The 449-nt window shown below is 66.8% G+C and carries 1 protein-coding gene; it reads right to left on the bottom strand.

The features are described from left to right. On the bottom strand, positions 1–449 hold a 449-nt coding region (locus OQ968_RS24810; RefSeq protein WP_324682300.1), incomplete at both ends, for an NAD-dependent epimerase/dehydratase family protein.

Below are 449 nucleotides of genomic sequence, written 5' to 3'. Positions count from 1 at the left end.
GCCCGATACCACGCCACCGTTGCCTCGATGCCGTCCCGCAGCGTGATTTCCGGCCGCCATCCCGCCTGCCGCAAAACGGAGACGTCCAGCAGTTTGCGCGGTGTTCCGTCCGGTTTGGTTGGGTCCCAGCGAGTGTCGCCGCGGTAGCCGACCGCTTTGGCGACCATGTCGGCGATCTCGCTGACGGTGTGGTCGACGCCGGTGCCCACGTTGACGTGGTTCGCCCCATCGAAGTGTTCCAACAGGAACAGGCACGCGCTCGCCAGGTCATCGACATGCAGCAGCTCACGCCGTGGGGTCCCGGTGCCCCAGTTCGTCACCTCCGGCGCGCCGCCGGCTCTGGCCTCGTCATATCTGCGGATGAGTGCGGGCAGCAGATGCGAGCCCGACGGGGAAAAGTTGTCACCGGGTCCGTACAGGTTGGTCGGCATCGCCGAGATCCAGGCCAG

The organism is Mycobacterium sp. 663a-19, from assembly GCF_035616495.1.
Taxonomy (GTDB): Bacteria; Actinomycetota; Actinomycetes; order Mycobacteriales; family Mycobacteriaceae; genus Mycobacterium.
The sequence above is the reverse complement of the archived record's forward strand: the minus strand, read 5'-3'. Positions and strand labels throughout refer to the sequence as shown.